This is a genomic window from Halomonas sp. 1513 (genome assembly GCA_001971685.1).
GTDB lineage: Bacteria > Pseudomonadota > Gammaproteobacteria > Pseudomonadales > Halomonadaceae > Franzmannia.
On the sequence record CP019326.1, the window covers coordinates 1311535 to 1326271 of the forward strand.

13 protein-coding genes are annotated in these 14737 nt (G+C 67.9%); 7 read left to right on the forward strand and 6 right to left on the reverse strand.

Annotation, left to right across the window (positions count from 1 at the left end; translation table 11 throughout):
- Positions 1-52 precede the first annotated feature (52 nt).
- Positions 53-1141 carry a lipid kinase gene (locus BWR19_05995; GenBank protein ID APX92529.1) on the reverse strand — a complete coding sequence of 363 codons (1089 nt, stop codon included), beginning with the start codon at positions 1139-1141 and terminating at the stop codon, positions 53-55.
- 444 nt (positions 1142-1585) lie between these two features.
- Positions 1586-2602: an EF-P beta-lysylation protein EpmB gene (locus BWR19_06000; protein ID APX94916.1), complete on the reverse strand. Its 1017-nt coding sequence runs from the start codon at positions 2600-2602 to the stop codon at positions 1586-1588.
- Between the two features lie 132 nt (positions 2603-2734).
- On the opposite strand from BWR19_06000, the gene BWR19_06005 reads away from it, so the two are divergent.
- Together BWR19_06005 and BWR19_06010 are read left to right on the forward strand one after the other, a co-directional pair.
- Positions 2735-3301 carry an elongation factor P gene (locus tag BWR19_06005; GenBank protein ID APX92530.1) on the forward strand — a complete coding sequence of 189 codons (567 nt, stop codon included), beginning with the start codon at positions 2735-2737 and terminating at the stop codon, positions 3299-3301.
- Positions 3302-3381: 80 nt separating this feature from the next.
- Positions 3382-4356, forward strand: a complete 975-nt coding sequence (locus BWR19_06010; protein ID APX92531.1) for an elongation factor P lysine(34) lysyltransferase — start codon at positions 3382-3384, stop codon at positions 4354-4356.
- Between the two features lie 148 nt (positions 4357-4504).
- Here the strand turns inward: BWR19_06010 and BWR19_06015 are convergent, their stop codons facing one another.
- From BWR19_06015 to BWR19_06025, 3 genes are all read right to left on the reverse strand, one after another.
- Positions 4505-5350, reverse strand: coding sequence for a phosphatidylserine decarboxylase (locus tag BWR19_06015; GenBank protein APX92532.1), 846 nt, complete (start codon positions 5348-5350; stop codon positions 4505-4507).
- A gap of 78 nt (positions 5351-5428) precedes the next feature.
- Positions 5429-6259 (reverse strand): thiosulfate sulfurtransferase, encoded by an 831-nt coding sequence (locus BWR19_06020; protein ID APX92533.1) that lies wholly within the window; start codon positions 6257-6259, stop codon positions 5429-5431.
- Positions 6260-6331: 72 nt separating this feature from the next.
- Entirely contained in the window at positions 6332-7360 is a 1029-nt protein-coding gene (locus BWR19_06025; GenBank protein ID APX92534.1) for a ribosome biogenesis GTPase RsgA, read from the reverse strand.
- Positions 7361-7411: 51 nt separating this feature from the next.
- Between BWR19_06025 and BWR19_06030 the strand changes: the two genes are divergently transcribed.
- Positions 7412-7984 (forward strand): oligoribonuclease, encoded by a 573-nt coding sequence (locus tag BWR19_06030; GenBank protein ID APX94917.1) that lies wholly within the window; start codon positions 7412-7414, stop codon positions 7982-7984.
- Positions 7985-8009: 25 nt separating this feature from the next.
- Here BWR19_06030 and BWR19_06035 read toward each other — a convergent pair whose 3' ends face one another.
- On the reverse strand, positions 8010-9113 hold the full coding sequence (locus BWR19_06035) for a tRNA epoxyqueuosine(34) reductase QueG (protein ID APX92535.1): 1104 nt from the start codon (positions 9111-9113) through the stop codon (positions 8010-8012).
- Positions 9114-9201: 88 nt separating this feature from the next.
- On the opposite strand from BWR19_06035, the gene BWR19_06040 reads away from it, so the two are divergent.
- The 4 genes from BWR19_06040 to BWR19_06055 all read left to right on the forward strand — a co-directional run bounded on the left by BWR19_06040 (position 9202) and on the right by BWR19_06055 (position 14693).
- Positions 9202-10725, forward strand: coding sequence for a bifunctional ADP-dependent (S)-NAD(P)H-hydrate dehydratase/NAD(P)H-hydrate epimerase (locus BWR19_06040; protein ID APX92536.1), 1524 nt, complete (start codon positions 9202-9204; stop codon positions 10723-10725).
- On the forward strand, positions 10703-11185 hold the full coding sequence (locus BWR19_06045; GenBank protein APX92537.1) for a tRNA (adenosine(37)-N6)-threonylcarbamoyltransferase complex ATPase subunit type 1 TsaE: 483 nt from the start codon (positions 10703-10705) through the stop codon (positions 11183-11185). Before BWR19_06040 ends, BWR19_06045 begins: the two co-directional genes overlap by 23 nt.
- A 131-nt stretch (positions 11186-11316) precedes the next feature.
- The gene (locus BWR19_06050) at positions 11317-12741 is read left to right on the forward strand and encodes an N-acetylmuramoyl-L-alanine amidase (protein APX92538.1); all 1425 of its coding nucleotides are present in this window, start codon (positions 11317-11319) and stop codon (positions 12739-12741) included.
- Positions 12742-12758: 17 nt separating this feature from the next.
- Positions 12759-14693, forward strand: coding sequence for a DNA mismatch repair protein MutL (locus tag BWR19_06055; GenBank protein ID APX92539.1), 1935 nt, complete (start codon positions 12759-12761; stop codon positions 14691-14693).
- Positions 14694-14737 lie beyond the last annotated feature (44 nt).

Here is a 14737-nt window from a genome sequence, read left to right on the forward strand (position 1 = left end):
CGTCAGGTGAGGGGGTAAGCGCGTTGGTGGCAACGCGCTCCTGACGGCTGGCTTATTGTTGTGCGTCGATATAGGCCTGGGTGAAGCTCGGGTCGAAGCGCAGCTTGATGTTGCCCTCGTCGCCGAACACGCCCTGCGGGGTCTCGATACCCACCACGCCGGGATCGGGCGCCATGTCGCCGAGCAGGCCGTGTTCGAAGCTGAACTCCGCGACCCGCTGCATGGTCTCGAGCAGGTCGTCACTCTCGATCAGCGCGAGGGCCTCGGCAGGGTCGGTATAGAGGTAGGTGGCGTCGAGCTGGGCGCGATAGCCCTCCAGGTCGGTGCCGGCGGCCTCGGCCATCTGCGACAGCGCCTCTTCATCCTCGTCGGCCATCAGTGCCATGGTCTCGTACCAGGCGCCCACCAGGGCGTGGCCGAGTTCAGGGTAGTCGGCCAGGGTCTGGGTATTGACCACCATCAGGTCGAGGATCTCGCCGGGAATCTCGCTCGAGTCGAAGGCCAGGGTGCTGCCTTCCAGATCCGTCACGGTGGAGAGCTGCGGGTTCCAGGTCACCACCGCATCGATACTGTCGCGGCTGGCGAACAGTCCGGCGATATCGGCGTCGCCGGTATTGACGGTGGAGACGTCGCGCTCGCTCATGCCTACGCTGTCGAGGGCGCGGGCCAGGAGGTAGTGGGAGACGCTGAACTGCACCAGGTTGACGTCACGCCCGGCGATGTCTTCGAGGCTCTCGGCATTCTTCAGCACCACGCCGTCGTTGCCATCGGAGTAGTCGCCGACGATCAGCGCGGTGGAGTCGACGCCGCTGGCAGCGGGGATGGTCAGCGCGTCCATGTTGGTCATGGCGCAGCCGTCGACGTTACCGGAGGTGAACTGGTTGATCGACTCGACGTAGTCATTGACCTGAACGACATCGATCTCGATACCGTACTCCTCGGCCCAGCGATCGACGATGCCGGCTTCGTCGGCATAGCCCCAGGGCATCCAGCCGGCATAGATCGACCAGCAGACGCTGAACTGGTCGCGCTCTTGAGCCTGAAGCGGGGCGGCGGTCAGTGCGGATACCATCAGCGCGGTGGTGATGGCGGCGGCGAGGGGGAGTCGCTTGGCGGTGAAGGGACGCAGTGGCTGAGACATGGTGGCCTCCAATGGGCTCGAGAAAATGTCGGGGGCATCGGCGCATCCAGCTGCACCTTATCCTCCCGGGCTTTTCTCCCGCCGTGTAACCTTGCGCCTCGAGATAAAGTGCCCCTGCGGGCATCTCCTCTGTTGCGCCGGGTCGACGGCTCTCGGACCAGTCATCGCATCGGGGTGAGTGATGATGCGATCGGAACCCTAGCCGTCCATTGGAACCTGAATTGTCTGGCAGCCGATGATGCGCTGCCGATACCCCGTATCTCTCTGTTCAAGGCAAGATGGATGCCCGTTAGGGGGTTCTTGTTGCCTAAACAGCAGCTTGGGTGTGTCTGGTCGCCCGTGCCGTCGGGCCGTGGTGGGTGTGAGTGTTTGTTGCTGGTGCAACAACCGCCGTGCGAGCACTGATGTGGTGCATGGCGTGAGAATTGCCCTGATGCAGAACCGCTATAGCGGCGTCTTGCTTGCCTCGCCGGGTATCTCGCGCACCAGGCGCGGCATCAGAAAGCCCGGCAGGGCCTTGCGCAGCTCCGCGACCAGCGCGCGGGCATCAACGTCGGACACGTCGAAGTGCGCCGCCCCCGCCACCGGGTCGAGCACGTGGAGGTAGTAGGGCAGCACGCCGGCTTCGAACAGCCGCTCGGAGAGCGCCGCCAGGGCATCGGCGCTGTCGTTGACGCCGCGCAGCAGCACGCTCTGGTTGAGCAGGGTGACGCCGGCGCGCGTCAGCCGCGCGCAGGCTGCCACCACTGCGTCGTCGATCTCGTTGGCGTGGTTGATATGCAGCACCACCACCTTCTGCAGCCGCGTGGCGGCCAGCCAGTCGATCAGGGTCGCGTCGATGCGTTCGGGGATCACCACCGGCAGGCGGGTGTGGATGCGCAGCCGCCTGAGATGGGGGATCGCCTCGAGTTCGCCCACCAGCCAGGCGAGCTGGCGGTCGCTGGCGGCCAGCGGGTCGCCGCCGGAGAGGATCGCCTCGTGAATGCTGCTGTCGTCGCGCAGGTAGTCGAGGCTCTCCTGCCACTGCGCCCGCGAGGGGGCGTTGGCGTCGTAGGGGAAGTGGCGCCGAAAACAGTAGCGGCAGTTGATGGCGCAGGTCGGGCTGGCGATCAGCAGCACCCGGCCGGCGTACTTGTGGATCAGCCCGCGACGCGGGGTATGCGCCGCCTCGGCCAGCGGGTCGTTGACGAACCCCGCGGGGGTCTCGGCTTCGGCGGCCAGCGGCAGGATCTGGCGCAGCAGCGGGTCGTGGGGATCGCCGGGGACGATGCGGGCCAGATACGCCTCGGGCACGCACACCTCGAACAGCGCATGTCCGGTCGCGGCGCCGGGTAGCCAGGCGTGGTCGAGCCCCAGCCGCCGGCAGAGTGCCTCAGGGCTACGGATCGCCTGGGACAGCTGGCGCTGCCAGCGGGCCTGGTCGTGGGCGTCTGAGGCCAGCAGCGGGGTTGCGGTCTGCACTTTGGCGGGGCTTCGGGTTATCATGCGGCACACTCAACATGGCAAGGCGGTGGGCGAGGCTCGTCGTCGACATTTTCTCTGCGCGTGAGCCGGGCCACCGGTTTACGGCGTCAGCATCATCAGCGAGGCATCATGGCGAACTATTCTACCAACGAATTCAAGGGCGGTCTGAAGGTCATGCTCGACGGCGACCCCTGCTCGATTGTGGAGAACGAATTCGTCAAGCCGGGCAAGGGCCAGGCCTTCAGTCGTGTCAAACTCCGCAACCTGATGACCGGCCGGGTCTGGGAGCGCACCTTCAAGTCCGGCGAATCGCTGGAAGGTGCCGACGTCCTCGAGCTGGAGATGGAGTACCTCTACTCAGACGGCGAGATGTGGTACTTCATGATGACCGATGGCTCCTTCGAGCAGTATGCCGCGGAGAAACGCGCCCTGGGCGACACCGAGAAGTGGCTCAAGGAGCAGGTGGCCTACACCATCACCCTGTGGGACGACAAGGTGATCAACGTCAACCCGCCCAACTTCATCGAGCTGGAAGTCGTCGAGACCGACCCCGGCCTCAAGGGCGACACCGCCCAGGGCGGCTCCAAGCCGGCCACACTTTCGTCGGGTGCCGTGGTGCGCGTGCCGCTGTTTATCAACCAGGGCGAAGTACTCAAGATCGATACCCGCTCCGGCGAGTACGTTTCTAGGGCCTGACAAGCCGCGGTTTCGTACTTTCCCCACGAAGGCCATGCTGTTTCTCGGCGTGGCCTTCGCCGTTTCTTGAGGACATCGTTATGGCGACCGACTGGCGACCAACGGCGGAGATTACGACGCTGCGCGAGCGCGCCCGGCTGATCGGCGCGCTACGGGCGTTCTTCGCCGAGCGCGATGTGCTCGAGGTGGAGACCCCGGCGCTGGGCCACGGCGGCAGCAGCGACGTGCACCTGGCCTCGCTGTCGACCCAGGCGACCACTCCGGACGGCCGCGAGAGGCTGTGGCTGCAGACCTCGCCGGAATTCCATATGAAGCGGCTGCTGGCCGCAGGCTCAGGGCCTATCTTTCAGCTGGCGCGCAGCTTCCGCGACGGCGAGGTGGGGCGGCGCCACAATATCGAATTCACCATGCTCGAGTGGTACCGCCCGGGTTTCTCGCTGGGCGAGCTGATCCGCGAGTGCGATGCCCTGATCCGCCACCTGCTGCCCCAGGACCCCGGACCGCTGCGCCAGCGCCGCTATCGTGAGCTGTTTCGCGAGGCACTCGAGATTGACCCGTTTAGCGTGGCGCTGGATGAACTGCAGCGGCTAGCCTCCAAGCATGGCGGGTTGGATATGGCCGGTAGCCCCCGCGACGACTGCCTCGATCTGCTGATGAGCCTGGTGATCGAGCCGAGCCTGGGCGTCGATGGCGTCGACGTGGTGGTCGACTATCCGGCTAGCCAGGCGGCACTTGCGCGGCGACACCGCGACCCTGAGGACGGCGAGTGGGTGGCGGCACGCTTCGAGATCTATCTGGCCGGGCTGGAGCTCGCCAACGGCTACGACGAACTCACCGACACCGCTGAGCAGCGCGCCCGCTTTAACGCCGACAATGCCCAGCGCCGCGCGCTGGGACGCCCCGAGGTCGATATCGACGAGCGGCTGTTGGCGGCGCTGGCGGCGGGCATGCCGCCGGCCTGTGGCGTGGCGCTGGGTCTCGATCGGCTGCTGCAGCTGGCGCTGGGCAAGCAGAGCGTGGCGGAGGTCATGGCCTTTGCCACTTCACGATGTTAAAGCGGTAGTTAAGCGTTAAGCGACTTTCACCGCTCGGGGCTGATCCGTCGACAGGCCTACACGGGGGCGCTGTGAACCCTTCCCTGGGCGCTACTTCTTCCTTCCCTGGAAGAAGACCCCCGTTTCGACCTATCCCCGGCGCCCTTCGCTATGGGGTGGTAAGCGCGCCCAGCGACTGCCCCATGCGCACCGTATCTCCAAACGCGAGGGCGTCCTCATCGAAGGGCATCTCCTCCGCGAAGCACATCACCACCGTGGAGCCGAGCTTGAAGCGGCCCATCTCGGCGCCGCGCTCGAGGGTGATGGGAGCGTCGAAGCGGATCGACTGCACCTCGTTGCCCAGCGGCGTGACCTGGCCGGCCCACACCGTCTCGATGCCGGCGACGATCATCGCCCCCACCAGCACCATGGCCATGGGACCGCGCTCGGTATCGAAGATGCATACCAGCCGCTCGTTGCGGGCGAACAGCGCCGGCACGTGGTCGGCGGTGGCCTGGTTGACGGAAAAGATCCGCCCCGGCACGTAGATCATCTCGCGCAGGGTGCCGGTCAGCGGCATGTGCACGCGGTGGTAGTCGCGGGGGGAGAGGTAGACGGTGGCGAAGCTGCCCTGGCGGAAGGGCTCGGCGCGCTGCATGTCGCCCCCCAGCAGGCTGGTGACCGAATAGGCCTGGCCCTTGGCCTGCACCAGGGTACCGTGGCGGGTCACGCCGAACTGCGACAGGGTACCGTCGGCGGGGCACAGCAGCCCTTCACTGAGCGGGCGGGCGTCGGCCTTGAGGGCGCGGGTAAAAAAGGCGTTGAAGCAGGCGTAGGCGGTGGGGTCAGGCTCGGCGGCCTGGCTCATGTCGACCTTGAAGCGACGGATAAAGGCCTTGATCAGCAGGTTCTTGAGCCAGCCGATGCGCGTCTCGGCGAGCTTGCCCACCAGTCGCGAGATCAGGTGGTGGGGCAGCGGGTACTGGATCAGGGCGAACAGCTTGGCTAGGGACACGTGGAGATGGCTCTCTTAAAGGCTTCGGAGTAGAGGTGGTGGTATCGATCTTGACGCTGGGAGATAGCCGCTTCCCGCTCACTTCTCTATCGGCGTATCGTCGCGGTTGCCCCACTCCTTCCAGGAGCCGGCGTAGGCGCGTATCTTCTCGAAGCCCAGCGCCTTGCCCACCAGCCAGGTCAGGCCGCTGCGATGGTGGCCCTGACAGTGAGTGATCACTTCCTTGTCGGGGGTCAGGCCCAGCGCCTCGAGTTCGGTGATCAGCTCGGCGTAGTCGCGGATGCGCAGGCCGCGCTCGGCGTCCATGGCGCGAGTCCACTCCATGTTCACCGCGCCGGGGATATGGCCGAGGTGTTTGTTGTGGCCCTTCTCACCGGCGTACTCCTCGGGGGAGCGGGCGTCCCATACCGCGAACTGGCGATCACCGATGCGCTCCTTGATTCCCTCGACGTCGATATTGACCTCGGGGTTGAGGATCTCCGCCTGGTAGTCGCTGGGCGTCGGCTCGCTGGCCTGCTGCGATACTTCGAGCCCCTCCTGGCGCCAGGCGTGGATGCCGCCGTTGAGGTAGGAGTAGCGGGTATGGCCGATCAGCTCCAGGGTCCACAGCAGGCGCCCGGCCCAGCCGCCGCCCTCGTCGTCGTAGGCCACCACGTGGCTGTCGCGGGTCAGCCCCAGCGACGCGAACAGCGCTGAGAGCGCCGCGACGTCGGGCACATCGTTGGGCACCTCGCCGCTGCCGCGCACCAGCCGGCGGTGGTCGAGGAACAGCGCGCCGGGCACGTGACCCTCGGCGTAGCTTTCGGCCTTGAGCGGTACGTCGATGATCAGCAACTCAGGGGCCTCGAGGTGCTCGGCCAGCTGGTCCGGCTCGACGATCAACGGCAGGAGGTTGGCTTCAGAGCTCATGGGTGACTCCTTGCGGTCTGCAATGACGTTGGGGCGATGATGGCATACTCCCACCGCGCGCGGCGAGCGGCCTCAGTCGCCGTCCGCCTCCAGCGAGGCGAGGATACGACGATAGCTGGCAAACCGCTGCGGATGGATGTCGCCGCGGGCGACGGCGGCCAGCAGCGCGCAGCCGGGCTCCTCGCGGTGGCGACAGTCGCGAAAGCGGCAGCGACCGAGATAGTCGCGGAACTCGATGAAGCCCTCGGCGACCTGCTCGGCGTCGAGGTGAATGAGGCCGAACTCACGGATGCCCGGCGAGTCGATCAGCTCGCCGCCGGCGGGTAGGTGGTAGAGCATCGCCGTGGTGGTGGTGTGAGTGCCCTTGCGCGAGTCCTCGGAGAGCGCGCCGATGCGCAGCGCATGATCGGGCAGCAGGCAGTCGATCAGCGACGACTTGCCGACCCCGCTCTGGCCGACGAACACCGAGGTGCGGCCGGTCAGGCGCTGGTGCAGGGCGTCGAGCCCGCCCTCGCGCTTGGCGCTGGCCAGCACCACCGGGTAGCCCAGCGCCTCGTAGCGGCCCAGCAGGTCGCGCAGCTCGCCACCCTGCTCCGGCAGCAGGTCGACCTTGTTGAGCACCAGGGCCGGGGCGATGCCGGTGGCCTCGGCGGCGATCAGGTAGCGGTCGATCAGGTTGGCATGGGGCTCGGGTTCGGCGGCGAACACGATCAGGATCTGGTCGAGATTGGCCGCCACTGGCTTGAGCTGGCCGCGGGCGTCGGGGCGCTCGAGGACGCTGTCGCGCTCGCCGCGGGCCACCACCACGCCGCTGCCGTCGTTGGCCTGGCGCCATATCACGCGGTCGCCGGTGACCAGCCCATCCATGTTGGCGCGCATATGGCAGCGGTGGCGGTGACGCTCGCCGCTGTCATCGACGGCCTCGACGTCGAGGCTGCGGCCGAAGTGGGCGGTCACTCTGCCCGGCTGTTCGGGGCCGAATTCGCCGGCCTCGAGGCGTTCGCCATCGCGGGCGTCGACGCGCTCGGCGCGCTTGGCGCGTTCGGCCTGGATCTTCTCGATGCGCCAGCGCTGCTGGCGGGTCAGCTTACGTTTGCTCATGACGGCCTTGTGACGGGTACAATGAGAGCATTGTACCTCAAGGAGAGACCCCTGATGGCGGATGATCAAGGCCAGGCCCCCCGCGACGACCTGCTGGTGTGGATCGACCTGGAGATGACCGGGCTCGACCCGGCCCGTGAACGTATCATCGAAGTGGCGACGCTGATCACCAACAACCACCTCGAGGTCATCGCCGAAGGCCCGGTGATCGCGGTGCACCAGAACGCCAGCCTGCTGGAGGGCATGGACGCCTGGAACCAGAAGACCCACGGCGAGTCGGGGCTGGTCAAGCGGGTCCAGGAGAGCCGGATCGGCACCGACGAGGCCCAGCGTCAGACGCTCGAGTTCCTGCACCGCTACGTCAAGCCCGGCAGTTCGCCGATGTGTGGCAACAGCGTGCATCAGGATCGACGCTTCCTGGAGCGCGAGATGCCCGAGCTGCTGGCCTTCTTCCACTACCGCAATCTCGACGTCTCGACCCTCAAGGAGCTGGCCAAGCGCTGGCACCCGCAGGCGACCCAGGGCTTCGAGAAGCGCAACGTGCACCTGGCGATGGACGATATCAAGGAGTCGATCGCCGAACTCGCCCACTACCGCGAGACCTTTATCAAGCTGCCGCAGTGAGCGCAGCTCTTTTGTAGGCATCCTCTCAGCTGCTGGCGATCAGCGCGGCCTGCTTGTCGCGCTGCTCGGCCAGCGCCCAGCGCACGTGCTCGCGGACCAGGTCTGAAGGGTAGGCGAGCCGCGCGCGCAGCGCGGCGCGCACCGCCTCGCTGGGCGGGGCGTTGCCCAGGCCCACCGCCAGGTTGCGTAGCCAGCGCGGGTAGCCGATGCGGCGGATCGCGCTGCCCTCGGTCCTGCTCAGGAACTCCTCTTCGCTCCAGCCGAACAGTTGCACCAGCGAGGCGCGGTCGAGGTCGTGGCGCGGCGCGAAGTCGGCCTCGGGGCTGAGCCGCGTAAAGCGCGTGAAGGGGCATACCAGTTGGCAGTCGTCGCAGCCGTAGACTCGGTTGCCCATGGCGCGGCGATACTGCTCGGGGATCGCGCCGTGCAGCTCGATGGTCAGGTAGGAGATGCAGCGCCGCGAGTCGACCACTTTGTCGTCGACGATGGCGCCGGTGGGGCAGGCCACCTGGCAGGCGTCGCACTTGCCGCAGTGCTCGCTGGTGAAGGGTTCGTCCACTGGCAGCGGCAGGTCGGTATAGAGTTCGCCGAGGAAGAACAGCGAGCCGGCCTGGGGGTTGAGCAGCATCGAGTTCTTGCCGAACCAGCCGAGCCCCGCCTTCTGCGCCAGGGCACGCTCCATCACCGGCGCCGAGTCGACGAATGCGCGGTAGCCGAAGGCACCGACGCGCTGCTCGATCTGCTCGGCGAGCTGCGCCAGGCGCTTGCGGATCAGCTTATGGTAGTCGCGGCCCAGGGCGTAGCGCGAGACATAGGCGATCTGCGGTTGTCCCAACGTCTTGGTGGTCTCCACCTCCGGCGGCAGATAGTCCATGCGTACGCTGATCACCCGCAGGGTGCCGGGCACCAGCTCGGCGGGGCGGGTGCGCTTGGTGCCGTGCTTGGCCATGAAGCCCATCTCGCCGTGGTGGCCTTCCGCCAACCAGCGCTCGAGATAGCGTTCGTGGTTTTCCAGATCGGTATCGGTGATGCCGACCTGCTGAAAGCCCAGCTCACGGCCCCAGGTCTTGATCTTAGCGGCCAGCGCATGCAGCTCGCTGGCGGTGAGCGCGGTAGATGTCTCGGACATGATGGAAAGACGATGAAGGCTGAGTGGATGGGCGCAAGGGCGCATCACCTTATACTAGTATCAACAACACGTCATTGAGGAGCAGTCCATGCAGCAGGCCCTGCGCCCCCTGTTCCGCGCCGAGCAGGTGCGCGAACTAGACCGCCGCACCATCGCAGCGGGCATCGACGGCTTTAGCCTGATGCAGCAGGCCGCCAGCGCCGCCTTCGACGCCCTGCGCCAGCGCTGGCCGCAGGCGCGCCGGTTGAGCGTGCTGTGCGGCGCCGGCAATAACGCCGGCGACGGCTACGTGCTGGCGGCGCTGGCAGTGTGCGACGGTTTCGACGTGCAGCTGATCGCCCTGCGCGATCCCGAAAGCCTCGACGGCGACGCTGGCCGCGCCGTGGCCATGGCCCGCCGCGTCGGCCTTAAGCCGCAAGCCTGGTCTGCCGATATGCGCATTACCGGCGAGGTGGTGGTGGATGCGCTGCTGGGCACAGGCCTCAGCGGTGAGGTGCGTGAGCCCTTCGCCGCGGCCATCGCGGCCATCAACGCCAGCGAGCGGCCGGTGCTGGCCGTGGATATCCCCTCGGGGCTCTCGGCCGACAGCGGCGCGATGCTCGGCTGCGCGGTGGAGGCGACCCTGACCACCACCTTCATCGCCGACAAGCTGGGCCTGCATACCGGCGCCGCGGTGGCCCACGTCGGCGAGCATCGCCTGCTGACGCTGGGGGTGGACGCAGCGCGGCACGGCGACCTTGCCGCTGCGGCCTGGCTGCTGGATGACGCACCGGATCCGCTGCTGGCGCCAAGGCGCCGCGATAGCCACAAGGGCGATCACGGCCACCTGCTGGTGCTCGGCGGGGCGCCGGGGTTCGGCGGTGCGGCGCTGCTGGCCAGCGAGGCGGCGGCGCGGCTGGGGGCCGGCCGGGTCAGCCTGGCCACCGCGCCGGAGCATGTCACGGCGAGCCTCGTTCGCTGCCCCGAAGTGATGGTGCACGGCCTGCGCGGCCCCGCCGACCTGGCATCGCTGCTCGACGGCGCCGATGCGATAGCGGTGGGGCCGGGGCTCGGGCAGGGTGCCTGGGGGCAGGGCATGTGGCAGGCGGCGCTGGCGGCGGGCAAGCCGCTGGTGGTCGACGCCGATGCCCTCAACCTGCTGGCCGGGATGGCATCGCCACCCCGGCGGGATGACTGGATACTCACGCCGCACCCCGGCGAGGCGGCGGGGTTGCTAGGCTGCTCGAGTCGCGAGGTACAGCACGACCGGCCTGGCGCAGTGGCCGCACTGGCCAGGCGCTACGGCGGCCAGTGGCTGCTCAAGGGTGCCGGCACTCTGGTCGGCAATGAGGCGGACCTGGCGGTGTGCCCGTTCGGCAATCCCGGCATGGCCAGCGGCGGCATGGGCGATGCGCTGAGCGGGATACTTGGCGCCCTGGTCGCGCAGTTCGGACGCGCCGGCGGCGCTGGACTGGGTGAGCTTGCCCGCTGTGCGGCGGTGCTCCACGCCCGGGCCGCCGATCTGGCTGCGGCAGACGCCGGCGAGCGTGGTCTGCTGGCCGGCGATCTGGCATCCTATGCGCGACGATTGGCTAACCCGCGGACGAGCGATGTACGTGATACTGCCCGATGAAGATGCTCAGGTCGCCTTCGGCGCGGCGCTGGGGCGTGCGCTGGCGGGGCGCGGCCGGGTACACCTGGAGGGTGAGCTGGGGGCGGGCAAGACCACCCTGACCCGAGGTATCCTGCGCGCCTACGGTTATCAGGGGGCGGTCAAGAGCCCCACCTACACCCTGGTCGAGCCCTATCGCCTCGGCGAGATGCAAGTGAATCATTTCGACCTCTACCGTCTCGGTGACCCGGAGGAGCTCGAATTCATCGGTGCCCGCGACCTGCTCGATGACGACAGCCTGAGTCTGGTGGAGTGGCCGAGTCGCGGCGTTGGCTGGCTGCCCGCGCCGGATCTGGCGCTCGAGTTCAGGGTGCTGGACACCGGCCGCGGGGTGAGGCTCGAGGCGCATAGTGCCCATGGTGAGGCAGTGCTGGCGCGGCTTGAAAGTGCCCGCTGGCTGGCGGATAGTCCGCCTGAATGAAAGTGAACAGCGTTTTCCAGGATCCAAGCCGAGACCCGTCGATGAGTCCGAGTGACATCCGCACGACCCCGTGGCCAGGGAACCAGGCCGCCGCTGCTTCGCCCCGTGTGGCAGGGGCGAGGGTGGCGTTGATGCTGCTGTTCGCGGTGTGCCTCGCCCTGCTGCTGGCACCGACCAGCCAGGCCGCCGACATCGACAATGTTCGGCTATGGGCGGCCCCGGACCACTCGCGCCTGGTGTTCGACCTGTCCGATCCCGCCGAGGCGTCGGTGTTCACCCTCGATAATCCCGACCGGCTGGTGATCGATCTCGATAATAGCCGTATGCAGGCGGATACCTCGCGTCTCGATCTCGAGGGCAGCGCGATCAGCTCGCTGCGCACCGGGGTTCGCGACGGCAGTGGGTTGCGGGTGGTGCTCGACCTGGAAAGGCAGGTCGAACCGCGCCACTTCACGCTGCCGCCCAATGACCAGTACGGCCATCGCCTGGTGGTCGACCTCGAGTATCCCGGCGAGAGTGCGGTGGAGAACCCCATCGACCCCATCGAGGCGATGATCCGTGAGCAGGAGATCGCCGCCGGGCGCGCCAGCCTGGATAGCAGCGGGGCGCCGGAGGTGGAGGCCGAGGCCGCCGCTGCCCTGCAGCAGGCGCAGCCGCACCCGCGTCGCGACATCATCATCGCCATCGACCCCGGTCATGGCGGCGAAGACCCCGGCGCCATCGGCCCGGGCGGCACGCGCGAGAAAGACGTGGTGATGGATATCAGCCGACGGCTGCAGTCGCTGGTCGACGGCACCGAGGGCTTCCGCGCGGTGATGATCCGCGATGGCGACTACTATGTCGGCCTGCGCCAGCGCACCCAGATCGCCCGTGAGCAGAAGGCCGACTTCTTCGTCTCGATTCACGCCGATGCCTTTACCAGCGCGCGGCCCCAGGGCAGTTCGGTATATGCGCTGTCGCAGCGCGGCGCCACCTCCGAGACCGCCCAATGGCTGGCCGAGAGCGAGAACCGTGCCGACCTGATCGGCGGCGTCGACGGCAACCTCTCGCTGCGCGACAAGGACGAAGTGCTGCGCGGCGTGCTGCTCGACCTGACCATGACCGCCACGCTCAACGACTCGCTGTCGATCGGTGGCCAGGTGCTCGATCAGCTGGGGCAGGTCAATCGCCTGCACAAGTCGCGGGTCGAGCAGGCCGGCTTTCGGGTGCTGACGTCGCCTGACATCCCCTCGTTGCTGATCGAAACCGGCTTCATCTCCAACCCTGACGAAGAGCGCCGGCTCAACGATCCCGGCCATCAGCGCAAGCTCGCCGAGGCGATCATGGGCGGCCTCAAGGAGCACTTCCAGCGCAACCCGCCGCCGGCCAGCCTGCTGGCCTGGCAGCGCGACCAGGGCCGCGGCGGCGGCAGCAACGAGTACCGCATTCAGCCCGGCGATACGCTCTCGGAGATCGCCTCGCGCCATCAGGTGTCGCTGAGCCAGCTCAAGCAGGCCAACAACATCAACGGCGACGTGATCCGGGTCGGGCAGGTACTGCAGATCCCGCGCTCCTGAACCGCTTGCGAGGTGACATGACAGAGCCGCGCCGTATTCACATACTCAATCCGCGCCTGGCCAACCAGATCGCTGCCGGAGAAGTGGTCGAGCGTCCCGCCTCGGTGGTCAAGGAGCTGATCGAGAACGCCATCGACGCCGGCAGCGGCCGTATCGAGGTCGAGCTCGAGAGCGGTGGCACCAAGCTGATCCGCGTGCGCGACGACGGCAGTGGCATCGCCGAGCACGACCTGCCGCTGGCGCTGTCGCGCCACGCCACCAGCAAGATCGACAGTCTCGAGGATCTCGAGGGGGTGGCCAGCCTCGGTTTTCGCGGTGAAGCGCTGGCCTCGATCAGCTCGGTATCGCGGCTGGAGTTGACCTCCAATGCGGAACAGGACCCCCAGGCCGGCTGGCGCGTGGTCGCCGAAGGTCGCGAGATGCAGCCGCGGGTGACCCCGGCGCCGCACCCCCGCGGCACCAGCGTCGGGGTTCGTGACCTGTTCTTCAATACCCCGGCGCGACGCAAGTTTCTGCGCACCGAGAAGACCGAGTTCGGCCACGTCGAGGAGGCCTTCCGGCGCCTGGCGCTGTCGCGCTACGACATCGGCTGGACCCTGCGCCACAACCACAAGACCGTGCACCAGCTGCGCCCAGTGGGCGACGCCGCAGCGCGGGAGCGACGCATCGCCGCGCTGCTCGGCAGCAAATTCATCGACAACGCCCTGCACCTCGACCTCGAGAGCGGCGGCCTGCGGCTGTGGGGCTGGGTAGGGTTGCCGACCCATGCCCGCGCCCAGGCCGACCAGCAGTACTTCTTCGTCAACGGTCGGGTGGTGCGCGACCGGCTGGTGGCCCACGCCATTCGCCAGGCCTACCGCGACGTGCTGTTCCACGGCCGCCACCCGGTGTTCGTGCTGTATCTCGAGCTCGATCCCAGCGTGGTCGACGTCAACGTGCACCCCACCAAGCACGAAGTGCGCTTCCGCGACGGCCGCCTGGTCCACGACTTCCTGTTCTCCAGCCTGCACCGCGCGCTGGGCGAAGCGCGGCCCAACGACAGCGGCGATGGTGCTGAAGAGCCGCAGCAGCAGGCGGCAACCGAGAGCAGCGCAGCGGCCTGGCAGCAGCAGCCCATGGCGCTGCGCCAGGGCGTTGCCGAGTCGCGGCCCGGTGCCGACCGCGTGCGCCAGTTCATGGCCGGCTATCGGGCGCTGCATCCCGAGCACGAGGAGAGCCTGCTGACCCCCCAGCCGGCGCCGCCGGGCGGGGGCGCCGCGCAGACCGCACTGGCCGAGCGGCGCGAGACGCCGGTTGCAGGGACAAGTGAACTGCCTGGGGCGCGGATGACATCCGCACCCTCGCTGGGCGAGGACGACCCCACCCAGGCGCCGCCGCTGGGCTACGCCATCGCCCAGTTGCACGGCGTGTATATCCTCTCCCAGTCGCAGCGCGGCCTGGTGATGGTCGACATGCATGCCGCCCACGAGCGCATCGTCTACGAGCGTATGAAGACCCAGGTCCACGGCGGGGCGCTCGACGCCCAGCCGCTGCTGGTGCCGGTTTCGCTGGCGGCGAGCCCCGCCGAGGTGGCCACCGCCGAGGCCGAGCGCGAGGCCTTCACCCGGCTCGGCGTCGAGCTCGACGTGGCGGGGCCCGAGACGCTGCTGGTGCGCCAGGTGCCGGCGCTGCTGGGTGACGCCGACGTCGAGCCGCTGGTGCGCGACATGCTCGCCGACCTGGAGCGCTACGGCCGCTCGGACCGCCTCGAAGCGCGCATCAACGAGCTGCTCTCGACCATGGCCTGCCACGGCAGCGTGCGCGCCAACCGCAAGCTCAGCGTGGCCGAGATGAACGCCCTGTTGCGCGACATGGAACGCACCGAGCGCAGCGGCCAGTGCAACCACGGCCGCCCGACCTGGACCGAGATGAGCATGCACGATCTCGACAAGCTGTTCCTGCGCGGTCAATAACCACTTTAATGCTGGCTACCAGCCTTGCGAGGAGCCCTGGGGGC

What these genes read in the sequence shown, in the direction of transcription:
- BWR19_05995 (APX92529.1), bottom strand. Translation starts at nt 1,141, where the DNA reads ATGTCTCAGCCACTGCGTCCCTTCACCGCCAAGCGACTCCCCCTCGCC.
- BWR19_06050 (APX92538.1), top strand. Translation starts at nt 11,317, where the DNA reads ATGCTGCTGTTCGCGGTGTGCCTCGCCCTGCTGCTGGCACCGACCAGC.
- BWR19_06040 (APX92536.1), top strand. Translation starts at nt 9,202, where the DNA reads ATGCAGCAGGCCCTGCGCCCCCTGTTCCGCGCCGAGCAGGTGCGCGAA.
- BWR19_06010 (APX92531.1), top strand. Translation starts at nt 3,382, where the DNA reads ATGGCGACCGACTGGCGACCAACGGCGGAGATTACGACGCTGCGCGAG.
- BWR19_06045 (APX92537.1), top strand. Translation starts at nt 10,703, where the DNA reads ATGTACGTGATACTGCCCGATGAAGATGCTCAGGTCGCCTTCGGCGCG.
- BWR19_06035 (APX92535.1), bottom strand. Translation starts at nt 9,113, where the DNA reads ATGTCCGAGACATCTACCGCGCTCACCGCCAGCGAGCTGCATGCGCTG.
- BWR19_06025 (APX92534.1), bottom strand. Translation starts at nt 7,360, where the DNA reads ATGAGCAAACGTAAGCTGACCCGCCAGCAGCGCTGGCGCATCGAGAAG.
- BWR19_06020 (APX92533.1), bottom strand. Translation starts at nt 6,259, where the DNA reads ATGAGCTCTGAAGCCAACCTCCTGCCGTTGATCGTCGAGCCGGACCAG.
- BWR19_06055 (APX92539.1), top strand. Translation starts at nt 12,759, where the DNA reads ATGACAGAGCCGCGCCGTATTCACATACTCAATCCGCGCCTGGCCAAC.
- BWR19_06005 (APX92530.1), top strand. Translation starts at nt 2,735, where the DNA reads ATGGCGAACTATTCTACCAACGAATTCAAGGGCGGTCTGAAGGTCATG.